This window comes from Serratia sp. H1w, assembly GCF_000633355.1.
Classification (GTDB): domain Bacteria; phylum Pseudomonadota; class Gammaproteobacteria; order Enterobacterales; family Enterobacteriaceae; genus Chania.
On record NZ_AYMQ01000005.1, the window covers coordinates 140,772 to 164,489 of the forward strand.

21 protein-coding genes are annotated in these 23,718 nt (G+C 56.0%); 3 read left to right on the forward strand and 18 right to left on the reverse strand.

The window, feature by feature from the left end; genetic code table 11:
- Positions 1-17 precede the first annotated feature (17 nt).
- The 12 genes from araD to U869_RS0101170 form a co-directional block, all read right to left on the reverse strand.
- Positions 18-719, reverse strand: coding sequence for an L-ribulose-5-phosphate 4-epimerase (gene araD / locus U869_RS0101115; protein WP_025119126.1), 702 nt, complete (start codon positions 717-719; stop codon positions 18-20).
- Positions 713-1,573 carry an L-ribulose-5-phosphate 3-epimerase gene (locus U869_RS0101120; RefSeq protein WP_025119125.1) on the reverse strand — a complete coding sequence of 287 codons (861 nt, stop codon included), beginning with the start codon at positions 1,571-1,573 and terminating at the stop codon, positions 713-715. Before U869_RS0101120 ends, araD begins: the two co-directional genes overlap by 7 nt.
- Position 1,574: 1 nt before the next feature.
- Positions 1,575-2,231, reverse strand: a complete 657-nt coding sequence (gene ulaD, locus U869_RS0101125; protein ID WP_025119124.1) for a 3-keto-L-gulonate-6-phosphate decarboxylase UlaD — start codon at positions 2,229-2,231, stop codon at positions 1,575-1,577.
- Entirely contained in the window at positions 2,228-3,721 is a 1,494-nt protein-coding gene (locus U869_RS0101130) for an FGGY-family carbohydrate kinase (protein WP_025119123.1), read from the reverse strand. The genes ulaD and U869_RS0101130 overlap by 4 nt, the downstream gene beginning before the upstream one ends.
- Positions 3,718-5,016 carry an MFS transporter gene (locus U869_RS0101135; protein WP_025119122.1) on the reverse strand — a complete coding sequence of 433 codons (1,299 nt, stop codon included), beginning with the start codon at positions 5,014-5,016 and terminating at the stop codon, positions 3,718-3,720. Before U869_RS0101135 ends, U869_RS0101130 begins: the two co-directional genes overlap by 4 nt.
- 119 nt (positions 5,017-5,135) lie before the next feature.
- Positions 5,136-6,128 carry a DUF4862 family protein gene (locus tag U869_RS0101140; RefSeq protein WP_025119121.1) on the reverse strand — a complete coding sequence of 331 codons (993 nt, stop codon included), beginning with the start codon at positions 6,126-6,128 and terminating at the stop codon, positions 5,136-5,138.
- A 61-nt stretch (positions 6,129-6,189) separates the two neighbouring features.
- Complete coding sequence (locus U869_RS0101145; protein ID WP_025119120.1) at positions 6,190-6,669, reverse strand: YhcH/YjgK/YiaL family protein; 480 nt, start codon at positions 6,667-6,669, stop codon at positions 6,190-6,192.
- A gap of 10 nt (positions 6,670-6,679) precedes the next feature.
- Positions 6,680-7,678 carry a 3-dehydro-L-gulonate 2-dehydrogenase gene (yiaK, locus tag U869_RS0101150; RefSeq protein ID WP_025119119.1) on the reverse strand — a complete coding sequence of 333 codons (999 nt, stop codon included), beginning with the start codon at positions 7,676-7,678 and terminating at the stop codon, positions 6,680-6,682.
- Between the two features lie 394 nt (positions 7,679-8,072).
- Positions 8,073-8,921: an SMP-30/gluconolactonase/LRE family protein gene (locus U869_RS0101155; RefSeq protein ID WP_029987218.1), complete on the reverse strand. Its 849-nt coding sequence runs from the start codon at positions 8,919-8,921 to the stop codon at positions 8,073-8,075.
- Between the two features lie 12 nt (positions 8,922-8,933).
- Complete coding sequence (locus U869_RS0101160) at positions 8,934-10,034, reverse strand: substrate-binding domain-containing protein (protein WP_025119117.1); 1,101 nt, start codon at positions 10,032-10,034, stop codon at positions 8,934-8,936.
- Entirely contained in the window at positions 10,031-11,134 is a 1,104-nt protein-coding gene (locus U869_RS0101165) for an ABC transporter permease (RefSeq protein ID WP_025119116.1), read from the reverse strand. Before U869_RS0101165 ends, U869_RS0101160 begins: the two co-directional genes overlap by 4 nt.
- Positions 11,124-12,665: a sugar ABC transporter ATP-binding protein gene (locus tag U869_RS0101170; RefSeq protein ID WP_025119115.1), complete on the reverse strand. Its 1,542-nt coding sequence runs from the start codon at positions 12,663-12,665 to the stop codon at positions 11,124-11,126. Before U869_RS0101170 ends, U869_RS0101165 begins: the two co-directional genes overlap by 11 nt.
- Before the next feature lie 374 nt (positions 12,666-13,039).
- Between U869_RS0101170 and U869_RS0101180 the strand changes: the two genes are divergently transcribed.
- Together U869_RS0101180 and fabV are read left to right on the forward strand one after the other, a co-directional pair.
- Positions 13,040-13,858, forward strand: a complete 819-nt coding sequence (locus tag U869_RS0101180; protein ID WP_025119114.1) for an IclR family transcriptional regulator — start codon at positions 13,040-13,042, stop codon at positions 13,856-13,858.
- Between the two features lie 386 nt (positions 13,859-14,244).
- Positions 14,245-15,438, forward strand: a complete 1,194-nt coding sequence (gene fabV / locus U869_RS0101185; protein ID WP_025119113.1) for an enoyl-ACP reductase FabV — start codon at positions 14,245-14,247, stop codon at positions 15,436-15,438.
- Between the two features lie 77 nt (positions 15,439-15,515).
- On the opposite strand, the gene uspE is transcribed toward fabV, so the two are convergent.
- From uspE to dalD, 5 genes are all read right to left on the reverse strand, one after another.
- Complete coding sequence (gene uspE, locus U869_RS0101190) at positions 15,516-16,478, reverse strand: universal stress protein UspE (RefSeq protein WP_025119112.1); 963 nt, start codon at positions 16,476-16,478, stop codon at positions 15,516-15,518.
- Positions 16,479-16,607: 129 nt separating this feature from the next.
- The gene (locus tag U869_RS0101195) at positions 16,608-17,372 is read right to left on the reverse strand and encodes an FNR family transcription factor (RefSeq protein ID WP_025119111.1); all 765 of its coding nucleotides are present in this window, start codon (positions 17,370-17,372) and stop codon (positions 16,608-16,610) included.
- 434 nt (positions 17,373-17,806) lie between these two features.
- Complete coding sequence (locus U869_RS0101200) at positions 17,807-19,096, reverse strand: MFS transporter (protein ID WP_025119110.1); 1,290 nt, start codon at positions 19,094-19,096, stop codon at positions 17,807-17,809.
- Positions 19,097-19,153: 57 nt separating this feature from the next.
- Positions 19,154-20,617 (reverse strand): xylulokinase, encoded by a 1,464-nt coding sequence (gene xylB / locus U869_RS0101205; RefSeq protein ID WP_025119109.1) that lies wholly within the window; start codon positions 20,615-20,617, stop codon positions 19,154-19,156.
- A 12-nt stretch (positions 20,618-20,629) separates the two neighbouring features.
- Positions 20,630-22,015 carry a D-arabinitol 4-dehydrogenase gene (gene dalD / locus U869_RS0101210; RefSeq protein WP_025119108.1) on the reverse strand — a complete coding sequence of 462 codons (1,386 nt, stop codon included), beginning with the start codon at positions 22,013-22,015 and terminating at the stop codon, positions 20,630-20,632.
- Between the two features lie 186 nt (positions 22,016-22,201).
- Here dalD and U869_RS0101215 point away from each other — a divergent pair, with 186 nt between their 5' ends.
- Entirely contained in the window at positions 22,202-23,149 is a 948-nt protein-coding gene (locus U869_RS0101215) for a sugar-binding transcriptional regulator (RefSeq protein ID WP_025119107.1), read from the forward strand.
- On the opposite strand, the gene ogt is transcribed toward U869_RS0101215, so the two are convergent.
- Positions 23,146-23,670 (reverse strand): methylated-DNA--[protein]-cysteine S-methyltransferase, encoded by a 525-nt coding sequence (gene ogt / locus U869_RS0101220; RefSeq protein ID WP_025119106.1) that lies wholly within the window; start codon positions 23,668-23,670, stop codon positions 23,146-23,148. The genes U869_RS0101215 and ogt overlap by 4 nt on opposite strands.
- Positions 23,671-23,718 lie beyond the last annotated feature (48 nt).

Consider the following 23,718-nt stretch of genomic DNA (forward strand, 5'->3'; position numbering starts at 1 on the left):
GGGTTGGGGTGAGGGGGCTATTGCCCGTAATAGGCGTTTTTACCGTGTTTGCGCAGATAATGCTTGTCCAACAATACCTGCTGCATGCTGCCGATCCCCGGCGTTAACTGCCGTGAAAAAATCCCCATATAGGCAATCTCTTCCAACACCACCGCGTTGTGAACCGCGTCAGCCGCATCTTTGCCCCAGGCAAACGGCCCATGAGCGTTGACCAGCACCGCCGGGATGGCGCTCGGGCTGATACCGCGCTGGCGGAAGGTTTCAATAATCACCTTACCGGTATCCAGTTCGTAATCATGCTCGATTTCATCTGCGGTCATTAAGCGGGTGCACGGGATGGCGCCGTAGAAGTAGTCGGCATGGGTGGTGCCCCAGGCTGGAATGTCCAGCCCGGCCTGTGCCCAGATGGTGGCATGGCGTGAATGGGTATGTACGATGCCGCCAATATCGGCAAACTCGCGGTACAGTGCCAGGTGAGTCGCGGTATCCGAAGAGGGTTTCTTGTTGCCTTCGATCCGCTGGCCGTCGGCCAGATTGACCACCACCATATCCTCCACCTGCATATGCGCATATTCCACGCCGGAAGGTTTGATCACCACCAACCCGCGTTCACGGTCAACGGCACTGACGTTGCCCCAGGTAAAGGTCACCAGCCTGTGGCGTGGGAGATCGAGGTTGGCCTCCAGTACCTGTTGTTTAAGCTGTGCTAACGTTAGCATGTCATGCCTCCTTGCTGCATTTGCTGTTCAATCCAACGGCGGGCTTGCACGATCTCGGCAACCGGTTCGTCGGCTTTTTCGGTCCACATTTCAATCAAAAATGCGCCGCGATAATTGAGCTGTTTCAACGTGCGGAATAGGGCGATAAAGTCCACACAGCCTTCGCCAAAAGGCACATCGCGGAACTGGCCAGGGGAAGTGGCGGTGACCGGGAAAGTATCTTTGAGGTGAATGGCCGCGATGCGGTCGATGCCAAGCTGCAATTCTTGCGTTACGTCGTTGCCCCAGGCACTGAGGTTGCCAACGTCCGGATACACGGTGAACCAAGGGGAGGCCAACAGGGTATCCCAGCTTTTCCATTTGCTGATGGAGTTCATAAAGGCGGTGTCCATAATCTCTACCGCCAGCATCACCTGCGCGGCAGCGGCACGTTCTACCGCCCATTGCAGACCCTCGGTAAAACGGGCAAGAGTCCCTTCGTCTTGCTGTTCGTAATACACGTCATAACCCGCCAACTGAATGGTGCGGATACCGACGTCTTTGGCCAGTTGGATGGCCTGCTCCATGATCAGATAAGCCTGTTGCCGCGTGGCCTCATCGTGGCTGCCAAACGGGAAACGGCGGTGGCCGGAAAGGCACATGGAAGGGATGTTGATGCCGGTTTCCAGCATGGCGCTGACCAGCGAAAGACGCTGCTCTTTGCTCCAGTTCAGCCTTGCCAGCCGCTCATCGCTCTCATCAACCGACATCTCGACAAAATCAAAACCACAGGCTTTCGCCAACGCCAAACGCTCCGGCCAGCTCAGGTGCTTCGGCAGCGCTTTTTCATAAATTCCCAACGGATGCTGGCGCATATCAAGATCTCCAAATGTCATCAATGGCGGTATGGAACTGGCGGGCGGCCAGCACCGGATCGGCGGCCTCGGCCAGCGCGCGCCCGGCGATAAACGCCGTAACGGCAATGTCTTTAAACAAAGGCAAATCGCCAGGCGTGATCCCGCCGGTCACCGAAAGCTCAATCCCCAGATCTGACAGTGCCTTCATGGTGTCCAGATCCTGTTGGCCCCAGGTTTGCCCGCTGGCCTGAGCATCGCGGCCTCGGTGGTAAATCGCCTGCTTGATGCCCAACTCGCGCCAGGTTTTGGCATCCTCCAATGTCCAGCGGCCAAACAGCTCAATCTGGATCTCGCCCTGGTGGCGTTCGGCCACCTCTAACGCGCTGGCCATGGTGGCCAGAGGGGCTGCGCATATCACGGTCATCCAGTTGGCCCCTTGTGCAAAAGCCTGTTCGGCCAAGGTGCCTCCTGCATCGGCCACCTTCAGATCGGCGACCAACGTATGTTGCGGGCAACGATCGCGCAGGACGCTCACCGCCTGGATCCCGGCGCTGATGCATAAAATGGTACCTGCTTCGATGATGTCGACATGCGGATGCAGCAGTTCGACCGTTTGTAGAGCGGCATCCAGCCGGGTGTGGTCGAGCGCCAGCTGCAGGCGCGGTTTGATGGTCATAAAGCCTCCTGAAGATCGCTGTGTTGCAGCGTTTGTAGCGTGGCAATCAGCGCCTGATAACGTTGATATTTGCTTTGATAAGCATCCTGAGCGGCGGTATCCGGCAGCACGGTTTCAATGCGCGGAGCCAATGCCCGCTGCGCGGCGGCAAAGTCGCTGAAAACGCCGGTGCCCACCATGGCGGCCATCGCCGCGCCCAAACAGCCCGTTTCCTCCACCTGCGGTAACTCCACCGGCAGCCCGCTGATATCGGCAAACATCTGCATCCAGGGGGCTGATTTGGCAGGACCTCCGGTGACGCGCAGTGCGGTGGTCAGAGGGAAACGTCGGCGCATGCGGTTTAGATGAGTCATATGGCAGAACACCACGCCTTCGAAAATCGCCTGCACCAGATGCTCGCGCTGATGAAAGGCCTGGATGCCGTAGAAGCTGGCGCTCAAGCCCAACCCAGCGTTGGAACCGTAGAGGAAGGGGGCAAACAGCAGTTGGCTACCAGCCTTGGGCAAGGCGGCAACCCAATGATTAAGCTGGGCATAGTCTTGCAGGCCCCATTGTTGACAGAACCATTCGAGGTTAGCGGCGGAGGTTGGGCTGGCTTCGTGGACGATGTACTTGCCTTGCTCGGCGTGGCGGCCATAAACGAAGAGATAATCGGCGTCATCGGCAAGGGTATCGGTGATCCCACTGGTGACTGACCAGGTGCCCATCACAGCGTTCAGCCGGGTTTCGTCTTGCAACCCGGCACAGAGAGCGGTGGACACCACGTCAAACAAACCTCCTACCACCGGGGTACCGACCAGCAACCCGGTCACTGCTGCGGCATCGGCACTGATGCGCCCGGCGATCTCGGCAGAGCCGACAATTGGCGGCAGAGCGGGCATGACCTCAGCGATGCCAAGCAGCTGCGCCAACGCTGGGTCATAATCACCACGCTCCATCTGATACAGGTTGGATTCAGAGATATTGGTTTCTTCGCAGGCCAGTTCGCCCGTCAGGCAGTAGCGAAGGTAGTCATGCGCCATCAGCACGCTGCCGATCCGGGCATAGCGTTCGGGCTGATGCTGCTTGATCCAGCGCAGCAGCGAAACCGGGTGGCCGGTCCATAGCGTCTGACGAGTTTGTTCATACAGCTTTTGTGGCATGCCCGCTTGTTGCCAGGCCATCACCTGCGCCAATGCCCGTTGGTCGGAAGACAGAATGGCGTTTCCCAGCGGTTGACCCTGTTTATCCAGCAGGAACACGCCTTTGCCCTGGGCCGAAATCCCCAGTCCCTGCACGGCGGCTGCTGTAACACCATTTTGATCCAGCACCTCGCGGATCACGCTGGCGGCGGTTTGCCATAGCGAAGGCATATCCCGCTCGGCCCAGCCGGGTTGTGGGGCGATGATGGCCAGATTACGGCGGGCGATCCCCAGTTCTTTACCCTCGGCGTTATACAAACCTGCCTTGATAAAGGTGCCGCCGCAGTCCAGCCCTAACCAATATTTCATTGTTCGCTCCCGGCGACCTGATCGCATTTGTTGGGCAACATCAGGGCCAGCACCGCCGCGATCGCCAGAGAGGCTGCCAGGCTATAAACGCCGACATCTTTGTTGAACAGAGTGATCAGCACGCCGACCATATAGGGGCCGCAGAAACCGCCGAGGTTACCCAAGGCGTTGATCACCCCACGTGCGCCACCGGCCACTTCGGCGTTGAATAATTTGGGAGGAATTGTCCAGAACACGCCCGCAGCGGCCTGGATAAACACGCCGCAGCCGACCAACGCGGCATATGACCACCAGATGTGATCTTTGAGCAGGACGGAAAGCGCCATGCAAATCGCGAAGCAGGCCAGCGGTAGGGCAACGAAGACTTTACGTTTACCGGTGCGGTCGGAGAGCGTGGAAACGATCAGCATGCCGAAAATGGCACCGATGTAGGGCAGCACGGCCAGCCAACCCACTTGCTCCATATTGCCGTTGGTCAAGCTTTTCAGAATGGTGGGCAGCCACAGGGTGTAGCCGTAGATGCCGGTCTGGTAGAAGAAGTTGACCAGGATCAGTTGCCACATGATCCGATCGCCCAATACGCGCCGCAGCGAAGCATTGCGCACCGTTTTGCCTTTGATCAGCAGTTGTTCGTCATGCAGGGTTTTAATCAGGTAATCTTTTTCTGCCTGTGAGATCCATTTGGCTTCCTGCGGGCGGTTGCTGATGGTGAAGCACCACAACGCCATCACTACCAGCGACAGGCCGCCTTCCACCAGGAACAGCATGCGCCAGTCCCAGGCGGTGATGATCCAGCCGGAGAGCGGGGCGGTGAGGATACCGGCGATCGGCACAAACATGATCACGATGGCGTTGGCGCGGCCACGTTCCTTGTCCGGGAACCAGTTGCTGATCATGGTCAGCACCACCGGCAGCATGCCGCCTTCGGAAACGCCAAGGGCAAAGCGCAGGAACAGCAGTTGATATTGGTTGGTGACCATGCCGGTCAGCACCGAGATCACCGCCCAGGCCAGCAGCGACCAGCCGATAAACTTCTTGCCGTTACCGTTAACCGCCAGCTTGCCGCCTGGCACTTGTAGGAACAGATAACCGATAAAGAAGATGCCGCCCGCCAATCCGGCCATTGAGGCGGTGATCCCCAATTCGTCGTCCATGCCGCCTGGCATGGCAAAGGCGATGTTGACGCGATCCATATAGGAAATAATGCAGGTAATCAGAATAGGCGGCACGATGCGCAGCCAACGTAATTTGGGTATGGGCTGGTTTTGGCTAACGGCAATAGAAGCAGTATTCATGTTATCGATCCCTTCACATAAATAGGGTTGGCTCGGAATGGTTCCGTATTATTGTTTAGCGTTTAATTGACGGTATAACAGTCCGCCAATCAAACGTAATCAGATCTGCTGCTGATGTTCTATTTTATCGGTTGTGAAATAACACCGCTGCTTAATGCCAGCGCATTGATACCATCGTTGATAATCTCAATCCGTTGCTCCACACTATCTGCCGGGGAGGTGGAAAGTAATTTGATACCGGCATAATTTAATTCTGCCAGCGGGGCCTGATTAAATAATTCCCGGGCGCAGTCCAGCGTCATTAATGACTCATGGCAAACGTATTGGCTGCCAATGAATGGGGCAAAGGGCGCATGGGTATCTTCCCATTCGCCATAGGGGCCATGGCTGGCCGTGCCAGAGAACATCAGGGCGCTTAATAATCCTGCTTGTTGGCACTGTTTCACCTGCTGTAAGGGCAGCCGGTTATTATGCCCCTCAATGGCGGAACGGCCCCAGTTGATAGCCAAGGTCAGCGAAGTGCCAAAATGGCGATTAATTGCCTGTGTGGCGATGATCTCATCTTCTAACGTCAGAAAGCCCTTGCGTGGCATGGGCCCGGTCAGAGCATCGCAGTGCTCAATCACCAAATCGCATTCCCAATGCCAACCAGCAATCTGTTCTAACGAGGTCATAAAGGCCTGACGCGCCGCTGCACTATCTTTTTCCTGCCGGTTGGGGGCGGATTGCAGCTCCAGCGCCACCACCTGCTGGCGACCGGCACGATCGTTGGTACGCTTTATTTTGTCATGTATCGCACGGATATAATCCACCGCCGCCTGACGCTCTTCCTCATTACGGGCGGCAAGACCAAAATCCCGCCCGCTGCCGCGGCGTTGCATGGTTCCCATGACCGCGGTCAGCACCAACTGCCAGTGATTGGGGATCTGTTTAAGCAGAAAATCATCACCATAGGGATGCAGATCGTCCAGGCAGGGTTGTTCCAGCCCACGGATCAAGGGCAGCTCAGCTAACCGATCCCAAAACTGCACTTCCTTTTCACGTTCGAGCTGGTGAAATGAAGGTGCGCAGGGATAAGCACCAATAATAAAGCCCGGTGTGGTATTTTTCATATTGTTCACCTGATGATGCCGCAATCAATCAAGCGGCAAGGTTCATATTATGAGGCGTGGTTTATTTCATTTCACTGGTAAGTAATGTCAGCGGTATTTTTACCACCACCTTTCTGATGTCGCAGGGGCTGTGATTAATACATGCCGGGCGATGCACGTCCTGCGGATAAAATACCGCAAAATTACCGGAGTGCATGGTTAACCAGGATTCATCCTCCACATCCTGATAAAATATAATGTCGCGCTGCGCTAATAATTCCTGATGGATGACGTTATTTCCCTTATCCGCGGCAACGCCAATTAACTCGGTGCCGCTCACCAAAAATTGCACGTCGATATTTTTCTGGTGCACTTCCGGGCGTAGTTCATCTTTGGGTTGCGTGTGTAAATCCAGCACCTGCACTACATAGCCGGTTGCCGGATCTGCATAACGCCCGACAGGCATATCCGTGAAGTCGGTGCGTTGCAAATAGGCCACGGCTTTGGCAATCGCCGGGGGATAGTGCTCAGCTGTCGTATGGTCAATATGGCCGAAGATCATCTGTTACTCCTTAAAGTGCCTGTATACGTACCCAGACGCGGTCGTCGACCGGGATCCCATCGCGCTGATTTTCGGCGCGGACGTGCGGGAAGCGGTGACCCGGCAAGCGAATGGCGACCTCTGGGTTATCACGCTCGGCGCTGGTTACGTAATCCATAATGCGCTGTAGTTTTTCATCACGGGTTTTACCCTCGATCAGGCGATCGATTTCAATGGCGATAAACACCTGTGAAATACCGTATTCATCGCGGTTATCTTCGGTAACCTCGGCAACGGAGGAACCGCCGGAGAGCAGGGTGGCGATCATGTCCAGCACCACCGACAGTGCGGAGCCTTTCCAATAACCCATCGGCAGAATACGCCGATTCTCTTCGATGATGGCCGGATCGCGGGTCAGGTTGCCGTCGTTATCGAATCCGCCGTCTACCGCCAGTCGTTTGCCCGCCAGGCGATTCATTTCCAGCGCGCCGTAGGAGAACATCGACATCGACATATCGACCATGGTGATCGGATTACTCGGCACGGCGACGATCAGCGGGTTAGTCCCAATGCGGCACTCTTTGGCTCCCCACGGCGGCATGACGGCGATCGAGTTGGTCCAGCAAATGCCGATGTAGCCTTTTTCGGCCGCTTGCCAGCCGTAACCGCCGCCGCGCATCCAGTGGTTGGCATTACGCAGCGCCACCAGGCCAATACCGTGCTGATCTGCCAACTGCATGGCGCGATCCATCATTTTGCGGGCGGTCAGGTTGCCAATCCCCTGGTGAGCATCCCATTGTTCGATCGCGCCTAAAGACAGCAGCTTGCTCGGTTCGGCATCGGGAACGATATCGCCTGCATCCAACTGTTGGATAAAGCGCGGGAAGCGGTTGACCCCGTGGGAATAGACACCGGTTTCTGTGGTATCGGCAAACAGGGTGGCACACTCATCCGCCGTGGATTCGGCCACGCCCCGTGCCAGCAACACGCGTTTGAACTGCTGTTTTAACTCGGTATAGCTCACTCTCATGCTGCTTCTCCATTGTGACCCACTGAGTGATTTATGCTCTTTGCATTTCAATATACGAAATCACATTTCAAATTAATGCTATACCCACGCAGTGGTGAAGTCAAAGCCGCTAAGGCTGAAATTATTAAGTAAAAACAGGTGGTTAAATTAATCTGATGATTATGTGATCGACAACACACTTTCGGGGGTTCGGCGTGCTACAGACGTGACAAAGCAGAGGAAATTTCCCCCTAACCCTAACCCTCTCCCATAGGGAGAGGGGACTTTTTGTGCTACAAATTGGCTCCTGCATCTGACAGCGGCTCAGGACTCGCTCCCTCTCCCTAAACCGTTTTGATAGAACTCCCAGTTGTTACACTGGGAGAGGGGTGGGGTGAGGGGCGAATTGCCGCATTTACCCGTGGGTATTCAGGACAATGCGGTACAGCGAGGTGGTAGCGGTAATGTAGAGCTCATTGCCTGCCGGCCCACCGAAGGTGCAGTTGGAAACGCACTCCGGCAGCGGGATTTTGCCAATTCGTTCTCCATACGGATCAAAGATAATTACGCCGTCGGCACAACTGCAAAACAGATTGCCGGCGCTATCGACACAAAAACCATCCGGGATCCCCGGCATCACCTGGGCAAAACGCCTGCCAGCCTGCAACTCTCGTCCTGCCACCTGATACACTCGCAGTTCGCGGCGTCCAAGGGTAGGGAAGTCAATGATCGACATATCTGCCACATATAACAGACTTTCATCCGGCGAGAAGGCCAGGCCGTTGGGCCGTTGCAGATCGCTGGCGGCAATGTTCAACGAACCATCACGGGGATCGAAGCAATACAGATAGCAGCCGATCACCTGACTTTCCGACTTGTAGCCCTCTTCATCGCCGATGATGCCGTAGGGCGGATCGGTAAACCATATTGTGCCGTCGGAACGGACCACGACATCGTTCGGTGAGTTGAAGCGCTTGCCGTCCACCCGATCGACCAACAGTTGAATGCTGCCGTCGTGTTCGGTGCGGCTGATACCACGCCGTCCATGTTCACAGCTGACGACGCGCCCCTCGGCATCGCGGGCATTGCCGTTGGCATAGTTTGACGCGGCGCGCCATACGCTGAGCTCACCGTTGCGTGCCCAACGGAACATGCGGTTGCCTTTCACATCGCTGAACACCACCGCATCCTGTTGCGGCAACCATACCGGGCCTTCGGCCCAGATGGCGGGGGAGCACAAACGTTCCAGTTGTTGTTTGATCATCTCAGCCTCCCGTTACTTCACGCCCCAAATGGTTTTGTAATGGCCCTGGTAGTCATTTTGCGGGTCGTACAGGTTGTTCGGGCCACCGTCATTGGCGATGTTCTCGCGGGTGACCAGATGGGCCGGGGTAACGTAACCGGAAGGTGGCTGCTTGGCGAAGGCGCGGTTGAATTCATCCAGCAACTGCCAGCCGTGCAGCTTCAGCGGCTCGGGCACGGTGGCAGACTGGCTGTCACCGGAGCGGATACGTTGATAGGCGGAAATGGAACCGTCGCCTGCCGAGATGTTAAATGGTGCATTGCTGCCGCCTTTACCGGCAGTTTTCAGCGCCGGGGCCATAAAGTCGAAATACAGGTCGTTGATCGCCAGTGCGTATTGGAACTTGTCGCCGTATTTCTGCAACAGGCTGAAGGTCATGGCAGGCATCCGGCTGGCGGTATCGGCGAGCGGAGTATCGATAAATTCCACCACCTTGCAGCCGCTACATTTGGCCATTTCCTCTTTCATCACGTTCGCCTTGTCCAAGGCGATCTGGTACAGCGAATCGGTAAAGATCAGCACGTTGGCCTGTCCACCAGACTTCACCACCGCGTATTGTGCGGCGATACGCGCTACTTCGTTGGAATCGGAAGTGACGTTATAGAACACATCGTATTTGGCGATCGGACCAGGTTCCGGCACCGCGTGCCAGGCTGTTAACACGATCCCTTGAGCCACCGCCTTTTTCAGCGGGATTTTGGCCACGTTAGGGTTCCAGCCGCCGATCACGATCCCGTCCGGTTTTTGGGCAATAGCCTGATTCAGCGACGACAACTGGTCTTTCACCGAGCCACCACCGTCCAGCGTTTCCAAACGCCAGCCCGCGACCTTGGCTGCTTCACTCAGCCCTTGTTGCACGCCTTGCACTCCGCCGTTCTTCATATCGGAGGCAATAAAGATGATCTTTTTGTTGGCCTGTAACTGCGGGCCGCTGGTGGGGCCATCCCATTGGCTGCTGCTGGCCGTGGCTTTGGCAACCGCCGCCGTGGCCTGATCGAGATAGGCATCTGCCCAGGCTGGTGAGGTGGCCAACAGCAGGGTGGTGATCCCGGGCAAAATCCAAAAGTGTTTCATGGCTGTGCTCCTGATGAAGGATTGATCGCTTTTTGGTTGTTGTTTTCGGCAGAGGTTGCCTGACTGCGTTGTACTGCTTTTTGATTGAGTAACCGGCGGCGTTGGGCATAGCCCGCCAGCGTGATGGACAGTAACAGCGTCGCGCCGTTAAATAACGGTTCGACCCAGAACTCCCCGCCAAACTGCTGAATGCCCGCAATGCCGATCGCCAGAATGGCGATGCCGACCACGGTGCCCCAGACGTTCACCCGTCCAGGGCGAATGGTGGTGCTGCCAACAAATGCGCCGACTAGTGCAGGTAACAGATAGTCCATCCCGACGCTGGCCTGGCCCACGCCCTGTTCGGCGGCGATCAGCACGCCACTGAATCCGGTGAGCACGCTCGAAGCGATAAATGCGCCGATGGTGAAGCGATTGACCGAAATTCCGTTGAGCCGCGCCGCCGCCGGGTTACCGCCCACCGCATACATGCAGCGGCCTAGCGGGGTATGTTCGGTGATCAGCCACAGGATGATGGCGACGATCAGCACGTAGAAGGCCACGATCGGGATCCCGTAAACTTCGGTGTGATGCAGGGCGATAAAGGCGTCTGGCAAGTCGCCGACAATCTGCCGCCCGCCGGAGTGCCACAGCGCCACCGCATAGAGCACGGTGCCTGAACCCAGAGTGGCCACAAAACTGTCGATATCCGCCAGTGCCACCAGGATGCCATTAAGCAGTCCGTACAGCGCGGAAATGACCAGCACGGTAAGCACCGCCATCTGCCAGGAGAAGCCGTATTGCACCTGCAAGGTGATCGCCAGAATGTGCCATAGCACGATACCGAAACCGACGTTCAGGTCGATCTTGCCGACGATCATTGGAATGGTGGCCGCCAATGCCAACAAGGCAATTTTGGACTTACTGGAGAGGATCGCCTGCACCGTCAGCATCGAGGCGAACGACGTCGTGGTCAGTGAGAACAGGATCACCAGTGCGATGCACAGCAACAGCAGGCCGTAGCGGGTGATGATTTGCATCAGCCATGGACCAACGCCGTCCTGTCCAAGGCTGATACGTTGCTCCAGCGCCGTTGATTTGACGGACGTTTTATTCGACATGGTATTCCTCCACAACGGCTTCCCCGGTGCTGGCCGAGGCCAACTCCAATAAATTGGCGAACGAGACCTGCTGGTTCTTTAGCTCACCCACCACTTTTCCCCGGTTAAACACCAGGGCGCGGTTACAGATATGGGCGATCTCTTCAAAATCGTTGGAGATCACCAATACCGCCACGCCGGCTGCCAGGGATTGATTTAACAGATGATAGATTTCGGCCCTGGCGCCCACGTCGACCCCGGCAGTAGGGTCTTCCAGGATCAGCAACGGTGCCGCCAGGTGCATCCAGCGGGCCATGACCACTTTTTGTTGATTACCGCCGGACAGGGCGCTGATATCGATGTTGACGTCCTTGGGCCGCACGTCGAACAGTTGCACCTTCCACCAACTGGCGCCGATTTCGGCACGGCGGCTATAGCGTGAGAACAGCTTATGGCCGCTGGCGCAGGGGTTGAGAAACAGGTTTTCCCGTACGCTCATCGACATCACCAGGCTTTCTCCGGTGCGATCGCCCGCAACCAGTGATACGCCGCGAGCCATTGCCTGTTGTGGTGTGCTGGCAGCGTAAGGTTCTGCGCGGAACTGGATGTCGCCGCTGTCCCGTTGGCGCAGGCCGAACAACAGGCGGCCAATTTCTTCCTGCCCAGCACCACGCAGGCCAGCCAGCGCGAGCATTTCCCCCGGCTGCAACGCGAAGCTGACTGGGCCAATATCCCCGACGGTGACGTTTTGCAGCTGTAGCACCGGCGGTTGATGTTGCGGCAGCGGCTCACGCTGATCTTCAGCCATTGCTTCACCGACGATCATCTGCACCAGATCGCGCAGCGAATAATCGGCAGTATTGCCACCAGCGACGTAGCGCCCGTCACGCATCACGCAAACCCGGTCGGCGATTTCCATCACCTCATCCAGGCGATGGGTGACGTAAATCATGCCGACCTTTTTGGCGCGCAGGCGGTTGATCACCGCAAACAGGTGACGCACGTCGTTGGCGGGTAGGGAAGCGGTCGGTTCATCCAGCACCAGCAGTTCGGCATTGACGGCCACCGCTCTGGCAATGGCCAGCAAAGACTTCTCCGTCCGGGAAAGCTCGAACACGCGCGCATCGGGATCCAAAGCAATACCGACGTCCTGCAAGGCTTGCAGCGCCCGGCGGCGGATGGCACGCCAGTCGATCAGCCCGAAACGGCGGGGAAACCCCATCACCAGCGCCATGTTTTCTGCCACCGTCATCCATTCAATCAGGCCAAGATCCTGATGGATAAAGGCAATCGGCTGGCGGCTGTCACTTTTAATCGCCGCCGCCGAGGCAATGCTGGTACCTTGAAAGTGGATGTCGCCGCTATCGCGTGGATATACCCCGGCCAGCACTTTGATCAGCGTGGATTTACCCGCGCCGTTTTCTCCTAGCAGCGCCAGCACTTCGCCTGGCATCACCTGCAAACTGACGTCGTTGACCGCGACGTTGCCGCCGAATCGTTTGACGATATGGCTGAGCGTGAGAATGGGTTGATCCGCATTGCCTTGAGTCATGTGATGCGCCCCTGTGTCCGGCTCGCGCAACCAGCGCGTAGCCAATAAGTAAACCTTTGCTGTTTAAATCAACCTTAAATTTCAATATACGAAATTCAATTTCAAAAATGATATGCCGAACCTCGTGCTAAAGCAAAGCCGAGTCGATTTTAATTTTATTTAATAAACAATGGGTTATTTTTAATTTGGCGAATTTGTGACGGACAACTCACTTATAAGGTTGCCGAAATGTTGCGGGTTTTAACGCTGTTACTGAAAATGATACGGCGTTCCAACTTCACCTGATGCGGCCCTTGGAGTAACATTCTCCGTTAGTAGGCCCGCTTCTTACGCCGTGGCAACGGCTGGCGGCTCAACTTTGGAGAGACTTTGCTATGAGCCTGAAAGCTGTTGACGAAAAAGATGAAAAAAAAGACAAACCCCTGGGCAGCCAGAGCCTGTTCCGTGGTTTGCAGCTGATTGAGATATTGAGCAATTTCCCGAATGGTTGCCCGCTGGCGCACCTGTCAGAACTGGCAAAGATGAACAAAAGTACCGTGCACCGCCTGTTACAGGGGCTACATACCAGTGGCTACGTCACTCAGGCGCCTTCTCCAGGCAGCTATCGCCTGACCACTAAATTTATTTCCATTGGGCAAAAGGCGCTTTCCTCACTCAATATCATCCATGTGGCCGCTCCGCATTTGGAACAGTTGAACCTGGAAGTGGGGGAAACGGTCAATTTCTCCAGCCGGGAAGACGATCACGTGATCCTGATCTACAAGCTGGAGCCGACCACCGGCATGATGCGCACCCGCGCCTATATCGGCCAGCACATGCCGTTGTACTGTTCGGCGATGGGCAAAATCTTCATGGCCTATGGCAAGAGCGATTATCCGGATCACTATTGGCAGACCCATCAGCAACAGATCCAGGTGCTGACGCGTAACACCATTACCGAATTACCCAAGATGTATGAAGAGTTGGCGGATATTCGTCAGCAGGGTGTGGCGATGGATCGTGAAGAGAACGAACTGGGCGTGTCTTGTATCGCCGCTCCGGTGTTCGACATTCAGCAACGGGTGCCTTATGCCGTCTCGGTTTCGCTTCCTACGGCTAAACTGCAACAGGTTGGCGTACAGTCGTTGATGAAACCACTGCTGGACACCACGCGGCGCATCTCCCAGGAATTGGGGTTTGTCACGCAGGATTGATGTAAAGCATGCCCCTCACCCCAACCCTCTCCCGTTTTACAGACCGAGGATGTCAGAGGACACTTGTGCGGGGAGAGGGAGCTAGTTCAGCGTCGTTGGCAGCTGATGTGGTACTGCGTAGGGGCGCTGCATGCTGCGCCCGTGTTAAGCCCAGATGCGGGAGTCAAATTGTGGCACGTTCGATCCCCTCTCCTTGGGGGAGAGGGTTAGGGTGAGGGGCACTCGGGATTGGTGGCGGTTTTTTGGCTAATCCCGACGAAATTTGTGCTTAATTTAACAAAATTAGCGCAATATTTGTGCAATCCAACACATCAGATCACAATAAAGGGGCACAATGAGTTATCTTATGTCCCGATTTCATCCCTTTAACGGATCCTAGACCCATTATGATTATCAAACCTAAGGTTCGCGGCTTTATCTGCACCACCACTCATCCGGTCGGTTGTGAAGCCAATGTTCGTCGTCAGATTGCCTACACCAAAGCGCAGGGCAAAATTGCCAATGGCCCTAAACGTGTGCTGGTGATCGGTGCATCTACCGGTTATGGTCTGGCTTCCCGTATTGCCACCGCGTTTGGTAGCGATGCTGCCACCATCGGTGTCTTCTTCGAGAAAGCGGGCAGCGAAGGTAAAACCGCTACCGCAGGCTGGTACAACTCTGCCGCTTTTGACAAAGCCGCTAAAGAAGCTGGCCTGTACGCCAAAAGCGTTAATGGCGATGCCTTCTCCAACGAGTGCCGTGCCAAGGTCATCGAGCTGATCAAAGCCGACCTGGGCCAGATCGACCTGGTGGTGTACTCGCTGGCTTCGCCAGTGCGTAAGATGCCAGATACCGGCGAAGTCGTGCGTTCCGCACTGAAGCCGATCGGTGAGGTTTACACCACCACCGCGATCGACACCAATAAAGATCAAATCATCACTGCCACGGTTGAACCGGCAACGGAAGAAGAGATCCAGAACACCATCACCGTGATGGGCGGCCAGGATTGGGAACTGTGGATGTCAGCGCTGGAAGATGCCGGCGTGCTGGCCGAAGGTGCCAAGTCTGTTGCTTACTCCTATATCGGTACCGATCTGACCTGGCCAATTTACTGGCATGGTACGCTGGGCCGCGCCAAAGAAGATTTGGATCGTGCTGCTACCGCCATCCGTGGCGATCTGTCAGTAAAAGGCGGCACTGCACACGTTGCCGTGCTGAAGTCCGTAGTTACCCAGGCCTCTTCAGCCATCCCGGTAATGCCGCTGTATATCTCCATGGCCTTCAAGATCATGAAAGAGAAGGGCATTCACGAAGGCTGCATGGAACAGGTTTCCCGTTTGATGCACACCCGTCTGTATGGCGAAGAAATGCCGCTGGACGATCATGCCCGTATCCGTATGGATGACTGGGAACTGCGTGATGATGTGCAGCAAGCGTGCCGCGATCTGTGGCCGTCAATCACCTCAGAGAACCTGAGTGAACTGACCGACTATACCGGCTACAAGCAGGAGTTCCTGCGCCTGTTCGGTTTCGGCCTGGAAGAAGTGGACTACGAAGCGGACGTTAACCCAGACGTGCGTTTCGACGTGGTAGAGCTGTAATTTCAGCCACCTAAACGTGAAGCAGGGCCCAATTGGGCCCTGTTGAGTATCGTAGGGGCAGCTGCATGCTGCGCCCCTCAATCTTCGTCGTCGTGCTCGTCGTCCTCATCCATCACGATCGGGCAGTCAAAATCATCCGGTTTAAGCACCAGCAGGTCACACTTCAGATGATCGATCACCTGTTCCGCCGTATTGCCGATAAACGCGGCAGAAATACCTGTGCGGCCCAGAGTACCTAACACCACCACGCCAGCCTGCAAATGTTCGGCTAAATCCGGGATCACTTCTTCCGGCAAGCCTTTCTCCACGTGGGTGAACTCTTCGTTGATATGGAATTTTTGCCTTAGCGCCTTCATGGCGATCAGGTGCTGCCCGCGTATCGCATCGTTATAGATGCTAGGGTCAAAATCAGGCAGTTCGATGGCGATATTGATCGGGGTGACCGGGTAGGCGCCCACCAGGTGTACTTCGGTTTGATTGACGTTCTGTGCCAGTTCGAGGGTTTCTTTTACCAGCCGGATATTGAGGGGATCGTGGTAAGGTTCTTCGCTGGACAGATTGACTGCCACCAACGCTTTACCGCCTTCAGGCCAAGGCTGGTCTTTTACCATCCATACCGGGCAAGGACACTTGCGTAGCAGATGCCAGTCGGTCGGGGTAAAGATCACGGATTCCAGCCTGTCGTGCTGATGGGCCATTTTCAACAGCAAATCGTGGTTGCCGCTCAGCACTTCCTGAATAATCGCCTCATAAGGGCGATTGTGCCACACCACTTTGATTTCAATGGGGACGCCGTCTTGTAGATAGAAACGGCATTGCTCATTAATCCACGCCGCCCGTTGGCTGATCACCCCTTGCCGCATCGCCGTTCTTTCGTCAGGGGAAAGCAGGGTGGTCATTTCGTAAGAGAAATCATAGATAGGCAGGAAGGCTTTAATCCGCCCGCCGTTGCGCTTGATCAGGTAAACCGCCCGGCGCAGCGCCGGCTGATCGTCCTGATTGGGGTCAATAGCCACCAGAAGATTCTGATACTTCGCCATAGGGCCTCCTTACAGCTGTAGATCAACAGTCTGTTGTTCTCTTACAGAGTAACCCAACATTGAAAAACAGAACAGCGGCAGAGGGAGGCTGGGCCAACAATTTCAGTGAATTATTGGCCCAGTGGCAGATTAGGCGTTAACGGAGATGTTGATGCGTGAGGTGCCAGCCAGTTGTGACAGGGCGTCGACATTTTCGATGGTGATGTATTTGCCTTTCACGCTGAGGATTTCGCTCTTTTGGAAGCGCCCCAACAGGCGGCTGATGGTTTCTACCGTCAGGCCCAGATAGTTGCCGATATCGCCACGGGTCATGGTCAGACGGAACTCACGTGGTGAGAAACCCCGTTCGGCAAAGCGGTGCGACAGGTTATAGACGAAAGCGGCCAGGCGCTCTTCGGCATTCTTCTTCGACAACAGCAGGATCATATCTTGGTCGCCTTTGATCTCGCCGCTCATCAAACGCATGATTTGCTGACGCAGATTAGGCATTTTGCCAGAGAGGTCGTCCAGCGTTTCAAACGGGATCTCACAGACCATGGAGGTTTCCAGCGCCTGCGCGAAGCTTGGGTGTTTCAGACCGCCGATGGCGTCAAAACCCACCAGATCGCCCGCCAGATGGAAGCCGGTGATTTGTTCGTCGCCCTGTTCGGTAATGGTGTAGCTTTTGATGGTCCCGGAGCGGATGGCGTACAGCGATTTCAGCTCGTCACCGGCTTTAAACAGCGTTTGACCCTTCTGGATCGGCTTTTTCCTCTCGATGATATTGTCGAGTTGGTCCAGCTCGTGCGTATTCAGCGTAAAAGGAATACACAGTTGGCTGATGCTGCAGTCTTGGCAATGGATCGCACAACCACCAGACTGGATACGACGAATCACGCGTTTTTCCGGGATCATAGATTAAGCTCACGCAATAATTGATATGAGTCAATTTTAACATCTTTTCTGGCAGGTGATAAGTACAGCAAGAACAAGATAAGGCGCATTTTGTGTGCATTTTAAACAGCAGGCTGGCTCATCATTCCGTAGCATACTGATGTTTAGTGATTTATCGACCTCGGAAAAGCCAAGCCGATATTGACCAAAACCATATAAAAGCCGAATAAATTCCACAGTATCATCGGATTTTTGCGATTAGTCTTAGTTAATGTAGGGATATTGATGGGCTAATGGCCAGCATCCGTGATGATCACGTAGGTTAACGAGTAAATATTTCAACACAAATTTGTGCGGTGAATAAACCAGGCGGTCATGAGGGTAAAGTGCAGGATTATGTGTAGGGGCGCTGCATGCTGCGCCCGCTTAGCGGTATGCAGCGCCCTACATTCAGGTTATGCGGTGTGTTTTGCCAAGGCATCGTTGGCCGGTGCGTAACGAGGAACGTTGTTGTGTCCTGGCTGATCGACTTTGACGATCAGCGTCAATACCGCCGCCACCAGGTATAAACCGGTATACACCCATACCACGCCGACGATATCAAAGAATGGCAGCACTATCGAGGCGATGGCCGGGGCGGCAAAGTTGCTCAGGCCAGCGGAAAGGTTATAGATCGAGATGGCGGCGCCCTTATGGTTAGGCTCCAGCACCGGGAATACCGCGGTCATAGGCACAAAGGCGGCCACGGTGATGCCAAGCATGACCGCTGGCACCAGCGCGATCCAGAAGTTATGGCCAAAATGCACTGGCAGGTAGTAAAACGCCAGGCTGGAGATGGCACATCCGACGCAACCAAACCAGCGCACCTGCCGCAGCCAGCCGATTTTCTCCCCCAGAATCCCCCACATGATGTTGGTGAAGATGGTGACAAAGAAGAACACCGCCCAAATCTGCAACCATTCGGACATGCTAAAGCCCAACCGGCCGACGTACAGCATCGGCATGATCACCGCAAAGCCAAACAGCGACAGCGTGTTGATGATACGGATCAGGCATGAGAGGAAGATATTGCGGTTGGTGAACAGGATCGTCACCGCGCGGGAAAGCTCCTTGAGTTTCTCCTGTGGCGTCAGATCGGCTTTTGGGCTGGCCTGACCCACGTTGCGCAGCAGGAACATCGCCATCAAACCACCGGCCGCCACCCAGGCAATGGCAAACCACAAGGTACCGGTTTCGCCCATCAACGGAATGGTAAAGCTGGGCAGGTAGCTGCCAACGCAGCCGATGCCAATCGAGTACATCGCCCAAAACCAGCCCATTGCTGAAGAAAGCTGCTGTTTCGGCACGTTCTGCACCACCAACATCACAAACGAATAGATAAACAGCGGATAGGCTAGGCCACGGATGCCATAGAACAGCAACATCAGCGGGTAGTTACGCATCCCCAGGCCAAACAGCATAAACAGCACGTGCATGACCAACCACAGGATAAAGCCGATGCGCATCGCTTTTTGTGGCGTGATGATTTCAGCCACCACGCCGGAACTCCAGGCCGCGAGCGCCGCAGCCAGTCCGTATACGGTAAACACCAGCGCCGACTGTGCCGGCGTGAAGCCCATATCGGTGATGTGTTTAGACAGAAAAGCCATCTCAAAGCCGTCGCCGCTCATGAAGATGGCAATAGCGATGTAGCCCCAGAACAGGTTCATCGGCAGGCCGAACCAGTGTTTATGTGTTTGTGGCATAGCAAACTCCAGGATAGGTGTAAGGGTACAGTCTTATTATTTTTTACTGCGCCGGGATCAAGCCCGACGCAGGGCCAATTGTTGTTGATAGAGCTGACGATAGGTGGCCAGGCGCTGTGCAAGCTGAGGCAGGCGTTCGCCGTCCGGCAGGTAACGCCGATCGATGGCGGGTTTGTGGCAAACCTGTTCCACCGTTCCGCCCGCCGCCAGCCATCCCAAACGTGCTGCGCCCAAAGCTCCGCCAGCCTCACCGCCCAGATGGGTGACCACCGGCAGGTCAAGTACGTCGGCCATCAGTTGTGCCCAATGTTCGCTGCGAGCACCGCCGCCGATCAGCGAGCATTGCGCCAGACGGGTTCCCGCTTGTGATAGCACGTCCAGACCATCTGCCATACCGAATGCCACACCTTCCAGCACCGCATAGCCCATTGCTGCACGCTGATGGCTGTGAGTCAGGCCGTGGAACGCACCGGTAGCCAGCGGATCGTTGTGCGGCGTCCGCTCACCGGACAGGTAAGGGAGAAAGATCGGAGCCAGCCGCTGTTCCGCCAGGTTCATCTGAGCGATTTCGGCCAACAGCGTCGGCTCATTGCTGCCCACCAACTGGCAGAACCAACGTAGGGCACTAGCGGCGGTAAGCATGACGCTCATCTGATGCCAGCGCTCGGGCAAGGCATGGCAAAAAGCATGGACGGCAGATTGCGGATTGGGGCGGAAACGATCGTTGACCGCGAACAGTACGCCGGATGTCCCCAGCGAGATAAACGCATCGCCTGGATTAACCGCACCAATGCCGACCGCACTGGCCGCGTTATCACCGCCGCCTCCGGCGATAATGATGTTGTCATTCAGGCCCCAGGAACGGGCGAGATCGCCTTTCAGTTGCCCGGAGATTTCGCTGCCTTCAACCAGACGCGGCATCTGATCGCGGGTGAGGCCACAGGCCGCGAGCAGGGAATCTGACCAGTCCCGCTTGCCCACGTCGAGCCACAGCGTGCCCGCCGCATCAGACATATCAGACACCTTGTCGCCACTCATCATCCAGCGCAGGAAGTCCTTGGGCAGTAACACGGTGGCGATGTTGGCGAAAATCTCCGGTTCATGTTTAGCCACCCACAGCAGTTTGGGGGCAGTGAAGCCCGGCATCGCCAGATTACCGGCAATATCATGCAGTTCTGGCGCGTTCTGCGTCAGCTGTTTGCACTGCTCGGCGCTGCGGGTGTCGTTCCACAAAATAGCCGGGCGCAACACCTGATTATCACGGTTGAGCAGCACCGCGCCGTGCATCTGGCCGGAAAGCCCCAGCGAACGAATATGCGACCACTGTTGCGGGATTTTGGCGCGCAAGCGGCTCACCACTGCCTGCGTTGCCCGCCACCAATCGGCTGGATCCTGCTCTGCCCAGTGTGGATGCGGGCGTTGTACTTCCAGCGGTTCACCGGCGCTGGCGATCAGCGTGCCGTTATCATCAATCACCACGGCTTTGATTTCTGAGGTGCCTAAATCGAGTCCTAGATACATGGTCCGCTCCCGTTACTGCGCCAGCCAGTGGTTAACACGCTCGATGGATTGGCGCAGCAGTTGGCTAAAGGCACTGCTGTGGGCCAAGGTGCTGAACAATTTTTCATCTGAGGCAAACACCGCCACCGGATCGGCCGCTGTGAACATCTGGTGAACGGCCGCAGCGTCCAGAATGCCGTCTTGGTATTCGTAAGGCAGTTGGCCTTGGTGCCAGCGCTGCATAAAGACGAAGAACAGAGCGGGCAACATGGCCGTGGCTTGCGGTACTTCACCGCGCTGATAGCACTCTTGCAGCGTTGGCGTGATGAAGCCCGGGATTTTGGAAAAACCATCTGCGGCGACACGCTGGTTGGTATCGCGGATATAAGGATTGCTGAACCGCTCCAGAACCACGTCGCGGTAAGCGGCCAAGTCGAGTGGGCTAGGCGTCAGGGAAGGGATTACGTCCTGGGTGACATAGTCGTAGGCTAATTGGTGGATAGCCGGGGTGCCGGTGCTTTCATGAATATAGCTTTGGCCAATCAGCGTACCGGCCCAGGCAATGCAGCTATGGCTGGCGTTGAGGATGCGGATTTTGGCTTCTTCATAGGGCAGCACCGAATCGACCATCTCGACGCCGACGTTCTCCAGAGCTGGACGCCCATTGATAAAGTCATCCTCGATCACCCATTGGATAAACGCTTCCCCCATCACGGGCGCACGATCCTGGAACCCGGTGGCTTCGGCGACCCGCTCGGCCACTTCTGGCGCTGGCCGTGGCGTGATGCGGTCAACCATGGTGTTAGGGCAGCGGGTGTGGCTATCGATCCAGGCGATCAGCTCCTGTTCTTTACGCAGTTGCAGGAACTGCATCAGACCGTGGCGGAAGCGTTCCCCGTTATGGCGCAGGTTGTCGCAGTTCAATAACGTGACAGTGTCACCATTAAGCTGTTTTCTGCGTGCCAGCAATTGCGCCATGGTGCCGTAAATGGTGCGGCAGGCGCCCAGCAGATCGGCCTGAATATCGGCGTTAGTACGATCCAGATTGAACTGGTTATCCAGATAATAACCGCCCTCGGTCACGGTGAAGGAAATGACACGGGTCTCTGGTTTGGCGCCCTGCGCAGTCAATGCCGCCAGTTCGTTATCCCAAGGTATGACCTTGCTAATGGAGGTAATGTTTTCGTACTTACGCACGCCTTGTGGGGTAACGGTCTCCAGCACGTATTGGCCGTTCTGTTCGGCCAGCGTATTCAGCAACGGCGTAGCGTCATCACGGATATTGGCGAGGGCAATTGACCAGCGGCTATCGCCAGCAGCAATCAGCCGGTGGAGATACCAGGCCTGATGAGCACGATGGAAAGATCCGGCACCGATATGCAGCCAAATGGCCTGGGAAGAGTTCACTGGTTTGCTCATAACGTTCTCCGCTAAGGTTAATTTAGGGCATCGGCCCATTAATGGGGCATTTGCTCTTTGCTGGCGCTAGGTTAATTAAACTTTTGCCCTTTAAATGGGCTTTAGCTCACAAAAGCGTAAACTGACCTCACTGAGCTGGGTGAATGCCAGTAAAATGGCGCTATCACGGGGAACGGATGAAACGACATGGTCAAACACGACAAGAAGCTGGATCAGGCGGCGCGCGCGGCCTGGATGTATTACGTGGCCGGGCAGACCCAGAACGAGATTGCCGAAGCGTTGGGCGTATCGCGCCAGGTCGCACAGCGGCTGGTCGCATTGGCGATCGACAGCGGTCTGATCAGCGTCAATATTTCCCACCCGGTAGGGCGTTGCATGGAATTATCGGCCCGTCTGTGCGAACGCTACGGCTTGACGTTGTGCCAGGTCGTACCTAGCCAGGGAATGGACATTGCCGGGATCAACCGTGCAGTAGCGGTGGCCGGTGCTGAAGTCATGGCGCAGTTTATACGTAGCGAGCAGCCGTTGAACATTGGGGTTGGCTCAGGCCGCAGTCTGAAGGCGGCAATCGATGAGCTGCCGGAATTGGAGCGGCCACAACATAGCTGCGTTTCGCTGATCGGCGCGATCGCGGCCGACGGTTCTTGTACCCGCTATGATGTACCGTTGTGGATGGCGGAAAAGACCCAAGGCCGCTACTTCATCCTGCCTGCACCGCTGTTTGCCGATAGCGAACAGGATCGCGCCCTGTGGTGCAACCACCGCATTTACCGTACGGTGAACGAGAAGGCCAGCCAGGCCGATGTGACGTTTATCGGCATAGGCACTATCGAATATCACTGCCCACTGCATAAGGACGGATTTATCACCGCAGAAGATGTCGACCGCCTGGTAGCGGCTAATGCGGTGGCTGAAATGCTGGGGCATTTTATCAATCCGCAGGGCCAGCGGGTGGGCAGCGAGCTCGATCGGCGGCTGACCAGCGTCAATCTGCACCCACAGCCGGAAAAGCCGGTGATTGCCTTGGCCGGTAGCGCGGACAAACATCAGGCCATTCGCGCTGCGTTGCTAGGCCGCTGGATCAACGGCCTGGTGACGGACGAGGAAAGCGCATTGGCGCTGCTGGCCGATTAAATCAGCTCCTTGGGCAGGAAACCTTCGTGTTTCAGTAACCACTGCTTGCGCTGCACCCCTCCGGCATAGCCCGTCAAGGCGCCTTGTGCGCCAATCACCCGATGGCAGGGCACCACGATACTGATCGGGTTGGTGCCGTTTGCCATACCAACGGCACGCGAAGCGGAAGGCCGGCCGATACGCTTAGCCAATTCTCCGTAGGTGATGATTTCCCCACAGGGGATTTGCCGTAGCTGCTGCCAGACGGTGCGCTGGAAATCTGTTCCCGCAGTCATCACCTGCACGCTGTCAATGGCTGCCAATTCCCCGGCAAAATAGCGCTGCATCACTTCCGTCAGGCCGCCTGGGTTGGCTTGCTCCTGTATGACGAAAGGGGATGCCCGATAATGGCTGTTGAGCAGCTTCATCAGGCGAGCCTCATGGTCGGTCCAATCCAGCGCGCGCATCCGTCCTTGCTCATCCCCGATCAACACCAGCTCACCGACCGGCGTCGGCATACGATCAATAAAAAATGTCTGCATGTTGTTCACTCCTTGCGTTTGATGCTGCGATTATTACATGAAAAAGCC